The organism is Agromyces sp. NPDC055658 (assembly GCF_053618155.1).
Map to the genome: position 1 here is coordinate 1 of NZ_JBSHHD010000069.1, position 5,448 is coordinate 5,448.

General features: G+C 55.6%; 2 rRNA genes. Both read left to right on the plus strand.

Features of this window, described 5'->3' with window-relative positions:
• Positions 1-185: 185 nt before the first annotated feature.
• Positions 186-1,717, plus strand: a 16S ribosomal RNA gene (locus ACWGPE_RS18360).
• 454 nt (positions 1,718-2,171) lie between these two features.
• Positions 2,172-5,277: ribosomal RNA gene (locus tag ACWGPE_RS18365) — 23S ribosomal RNA — on the plus strand.
• Together the 16S and 23S rRNA genes form the textbook arrangement of a ribosomal RNA operon.
• Positions 5,278-5,448: the final 171 nt, after the last annotated feature.

Here is a 5,448-nt window from a genome sequence, read left to right on the forward strand (position 1 = left end):
CGGGTGCGTCCGTTCCTTGAGAACTCAACAGCGTGCACTATGTTCAATGCCAATTTATTGAACCCCAGCCGGTCTTTGGATCGGTGGGATTCCTTTGATTGATGGACAATTTGATTTTTTGAAGTCAGTTGTTTCTCTGTCAGTGATTTGAACTCCTCGATGCCTTTGGGTGTTGGGAACCATTTTTTTTGGAGAGTTTGATCCTGGCTCAGGACGAACGCTGGCGGCGTGCTTAACACATGCAAGTCGAACGATGAACCAGGTGCTTGCACTTGGGGATTAGTGGCGAACGGGTGAGTAACACGTGAGTAACCTGCCCTGGACTCTGGGATAAGCGTTGGAAACGACGTCTAATACCGGATAGGACCTTGCACCGCATGGTGTGGGGTGGAAAGTTTTTCGGTTTGGGATGGACTCGCGGCCTATCAGCTTGTTGGTGAGGTAATGGCTCACCAAGGCGTCGACGGGTAGCCGGCCTGAGAGGGTGACCGGCCACACTGGGACTGAGACACGGCCCAGACTCCTACGGGAGGCAGCAGTGGGGAATATTGCACAATGGGCGCAAGCCTGATGCAGCAACGCCGCGTGCGGGATGACGGCCTTCGGGTTGTAAACCGCTTTTAGTAAGGAAGAAGGGGCCCTTTGGGTCTTGACGGTACTTGCAGAAAAAGGACCGGCTAACTACGTGCCAGCAGCCGCGGTAATACGTAGGGTCCGAGCGTTGTCCGGAATTATTGGGCGTAAAGAGCTCGTAGGCGGTTTGTCGCGTCTGCTGTGAAATCCCGAGGCTCAACCTCGGGCCTGCAGTGGGTACGGGCAGACTTGAGTGGTGTAGGGGAGACTGGAATTCCTGGTGTAGCGGTGGAATGCGCAGATATCAGGAGGAACACCGATGGCGAAGGCAGGTCTCTGGGCACTTACTGACGCTGAGGAGCGAAAGCGTGGGGAGCGAACAGGATTAGATACCCTGGTAGTCCACGCCGTAAACGTTGGGCGCTAGATGTGGGGACCTTTCCACGGTTTCCGTGTCGTAGCTAACGCATTAAGCGCCCCGCCTGGGGAGTACGGCCGCAAGGCTAAAACTCAAAGGAATTGACGGGGGCCCGCACAAGCGGCGGAGCATGCGGATTAATTCGATGCAACGCGAAGAACCTTACCAAGGCTTGACATATACGAGAACGCGCCAGAAATGGTGAACTCTTTGGACACTCGTATACAGGTGGTGCATGGTTGTCGTCAGCTCGTGTCGTGAGATGTTGGGTTAAGTCCCGCAACGAGCGCAACCCTCGTCGCATGTTGCCAGCACGTTATGGTGGGAACTCATGTGAGACTGCCGGGGTCAACTCGGAGGAAGGTGGGGATGACGTCAAATCATCATGCCCCTTATGTCTTGGGCTTCACGCATGCTACAATGGCCGGTACAAAGGGCTGCGATGTCGTAAGGCGGAGCGAATCCCAAAAAGCCGGTCTCAGTTCGGATTGAGGTCTGCAACTCGACCTCATGAAGTCGGAGTCGCTAGTAATCGCAGATCAGCAACGCTGCGGTGAATACGTTCCCGGGCCTTGTACACACCGCCCGTCAAGTCATGAAAGTCGGTAACACCCGAAGCCGGTGGCCTAACCCTTGTGGAGGGAGCCGTCGAAGGTGGGATCGGTGATTAGGACTAAGTCGTAACAAGGTAGCCGTACCGGAAGGTGCGGCTGGATCACCTCCTTTCTAAGGAGCAACTCAGAAGCTTTCGGGTTTCTGCAGTGCATACCAGATCAAGGCCGAGTGTGTCTTGCTGGTTGCTCATGGGTGGAACATTGACATAGGTATCCAGGCCAATGGTTCTGGTTCAGTACGCCTCGCTTCGGTGGGGTTGGAACGACTGGGGTTTGCGGGTTGGGTGCGTGCACGCTGTTGGGTCCTGAGGGACCGGACATGGCCATCACCTTTCGGGGTGTGGTTGGGGATGGTTTCCCTTCAGGCCTTCATCGATGCCGGCGGTTGCTGGTGGGTGTGGGGGTTCTGGCCGTCTGTTGAGAACTACATAGTGGACGCGAGCATCTTAGATTGACCCTTCGGGGTCGATCACAAGATTTCGATCACATGCCCTTTCGGGGGTGTGTGTGACTAATCATTGGTCGCCGCCGGCTTTCGGGCTGGTGGCTTCTTATAACTCATGTGATTTCAAGTTTCTAAGAGCAAACGGTGGATGCCTTGGCATCTGGAGCCGAAGAAGGACGTCGTAATCTGCGATAAGCCTCGGGGAGCTGATAAACGAGCTGTGATCCGAGGATTTCCGAATGGGGAAACCCCGCCAGGCCCTTTGGGTGACCTGGTGACTCCCGCCTGAATATATAGGGCGGGTAGAGGGAACGTGGGGAAGTGAAACATCTCAGTACCCACAGGAAGAGAAAACAACCGTGATTCCGTGAGTAGTGGCGAGCGAAAGCGGAAGAGGCTAAACCGGTCATGTGTGATACCCGGCAGGGGTTGCATGGTCGGGGTTGTGGGACCTTTCGGACTGTACTGCCGTGCAGTCACGGTGACGCGTGTGCGATAGACGAACCGGATTGAAAGCCGGACCGGAGTGGGTGTGAGTCCCGTAGTCGAAATCGTGCACGGCCCGGAGAGGTATCCCAAGTAGCACGGGGCCCGAGAAATCCCGTGTGAATCTGTCAGGACCACCTGATAAGCCTAAATACTCCCAGATGACCGATAGCGGACAAGTACCGTGAGGGAAAGGTGAAAAGTACCCCGGGAGGGGAGTGAAATAGTACCTGAAACCGTTTGCTTACAAACCGTTGGAGCCTCCTTGTTGGGGTGACAGCGTGCCTTTTGAAGAATGAGCCTGCGAGTTAGTGATCTGTGGCGAGGTTAACCCGTGTGGGGCAGCCGTAGCGAAAGCGAGTCTGAATAGGGCGATTCAGTCGCAGGTCCTAGACCCGAAGCGAAGTGATCTATCCATGGCCAGGTTGAAGCGACGGTAAGACGTCGTGGAGGACCGAACCCACTTCAGTTGAAAATGGAGGGGATGAGCTGTGGATAGGGGTGAAAGGCCAATCAAACTTCGTGATAGCTGGTTCTCTCCGAAATGCATTTAGGTGCAGCGTTGCGTGTTTCTTGCCGGAGGTAGAGCTACTGGATGGCCGATGGGCCTCAACAGGTTACTGACGTCAGCCAAACTCCGAATGCCGGTAAGTGAGAGCGCAGCAGTGAGACGGTGGGGGATAAGCTTCATCGTCGAGAGGGAAACAACCCAGACCACCAACTAAGGTCCCTAAGCGCGTGCTAAGTGGGAAAGGATGTGGAGTTGCACAGACAACCAGGAGGTTGGCTTAGAAGCAGCCACCCTTGAAAGAGTGCGTAATAGCTCACTGGTCAAGTGATTCCGCGCCGACAATGTAACGGGGCTCAAGCACGCCACCGAAGTTGTGGCATTGACATTTGTGGTAGGCCTTCGTGGTCCAGCCGTGTTGATGGGTAGGAGAGCGTCGTGTGCCGGGTGAAGCGGCGGTGGAAACCAGCCGTGGACGGTACACGAGTGAGAATGCAGGCATGAGTAGCGAAAGACGGGTGAGAAACCCGTCCTCCGGAAGACCAAGGGTTCCAGGGTCAAGCTAATCTGCCCTGGGTAAGTCGGGACCTAAGGCGAGGCCGACAGGCGTAGTCGATGGACAACGGGTTGATATTCCCGTACCGGCGAAGAACCGCCCACATGAAATCAGGAGTGCTAAGCATCCCAATCCGCGTGGATCCCTTCGGGGACGATCGCGAGGCGGCATGCGACCCCATCTGGTGGAGTGAGCGTATTAACAGGTGTGACGCAGGAAGGTAGCCCAGCCCGGGCGATGGTTGACCCGGGGCAAGCGTGTAGGCCGAACCGTAGGCAAATCCGCGGTTCATCAAGGCTGAGACGTGATGCGGATGAAAAGTGGGTGATCCTATGCTGCCGAGAAAAGCATCGACGCGAGGTTCTAGCCGCCCGTACCCCAAACCGACTCAGGTGGTCAGGTAGAGAATACCGAGGAGATCGAGAGAATCGTGGTTAAGGAACTCGGCAAAATGCCCCCGTAACTTCGGGAGAAGGGGGGCCCGAACCGTGAATGGACTTGCTCCAGGAAGCGGGGAGTGGCCGCAGAGACCAGTGGGAAGCGACTGTTTACTAAAAACACAGGTCCGTGCCAAGTCGCAAGACGATGTATACGGACTGACGCCTGCCCGGTGCTGGAAGGTTAAGAGGACCGGTTAGCCGCAAGGCGAAGCTGAGAATTTAAGCCCCAGTAAACGGCGGTGGTAACTATAACCATCCTAAGGTAGCGAAATTCCTTGTCGGGTAAGTTCCGACCTGCACGAATGGCGTAACGACTTCCCAGCTGTCTCAACCGCGAACTCGGCGAAATTGCAGTACGAGTAAAGATGCTCGTTACGCGCAGAAGGACGGAAAGACCCCGTGACCTTTACTACAGCTTGGTATTGGTGTTCGGTGTGGCTTGTGTAGGATAGGTGGGAGACTGTGAAGCTGGCACGCTAGTGTCGGTGGAGTCGTTGTTGAAATACCACTCTGGTCACTCTGGATATCTAACTTCGAACCGTGATCCGGTTCAGGGACAGTGCCTGGTGGGTAGTTTAACTGGGGCGGTTGCCTCCCAAAAAGTAACGGAGGCGCCCAAAGGTTCCCTCAACCTGGTTGGCAATCAGGTGGCGAGTGTAAGTGCACAAGGGAGCTTGACTGTGAGACTGACAGGTCGAGCAGGGACGAAAGTCGGGACTAGTGATCCGGCAGTGGCTTGTGGAAGCGCTGTCGCTCAACGGATAAAAGGTACCTCGGGGATAACAGGCTGATCTTGCCCAAGAGTCCATATCGACGGCATGGTTTGGCACCTCGATGTCGGCTCGTCGCATCCTGGGGCTGGAGTAGGTCCCAAGGGTTGGGCTGTTCGCCCATTAAAGCGGTACGCGAGCTGGGTTTAGAACGTCGTGAGACAGTTCGGTCCCTATCCTCTGCGCGCGCAGGAAATTTGAGAGGATCTGACCCTAGTACGAGAGGACCGGGTTGGACGAACCTCTGGTGTGCCAGTTGTTCCGCCAGGAGCACCGCTGGTTAGCTACGTTCGGAATGGATAACCGCTGAAAGCATCTAAGCGGGAAGCCGGCCTCAAGATGAGATTTCCATCCCCTTCGGGGGGAGAGGCTCCCAGCCAGACGACTGGGTTGATAGGCCGGATGTGGAAGACAGGACTAACGACTGTCGGAGCTGACCGGTACTAATAAGCCGATAACTTGATTATCACTACACCCACACGATTTGAACTCATTCAAGTAAAGGCCGTGTGCGTGGCCCTGATGACTCGCGTCCACTCTGTGGTTCCCAACAGACGGAAACACAAACTCAACACAGAACAAACACACCCCACACCAGGGGTGTGCACACCGAGACCACCAAACCCACCCACCAAGGG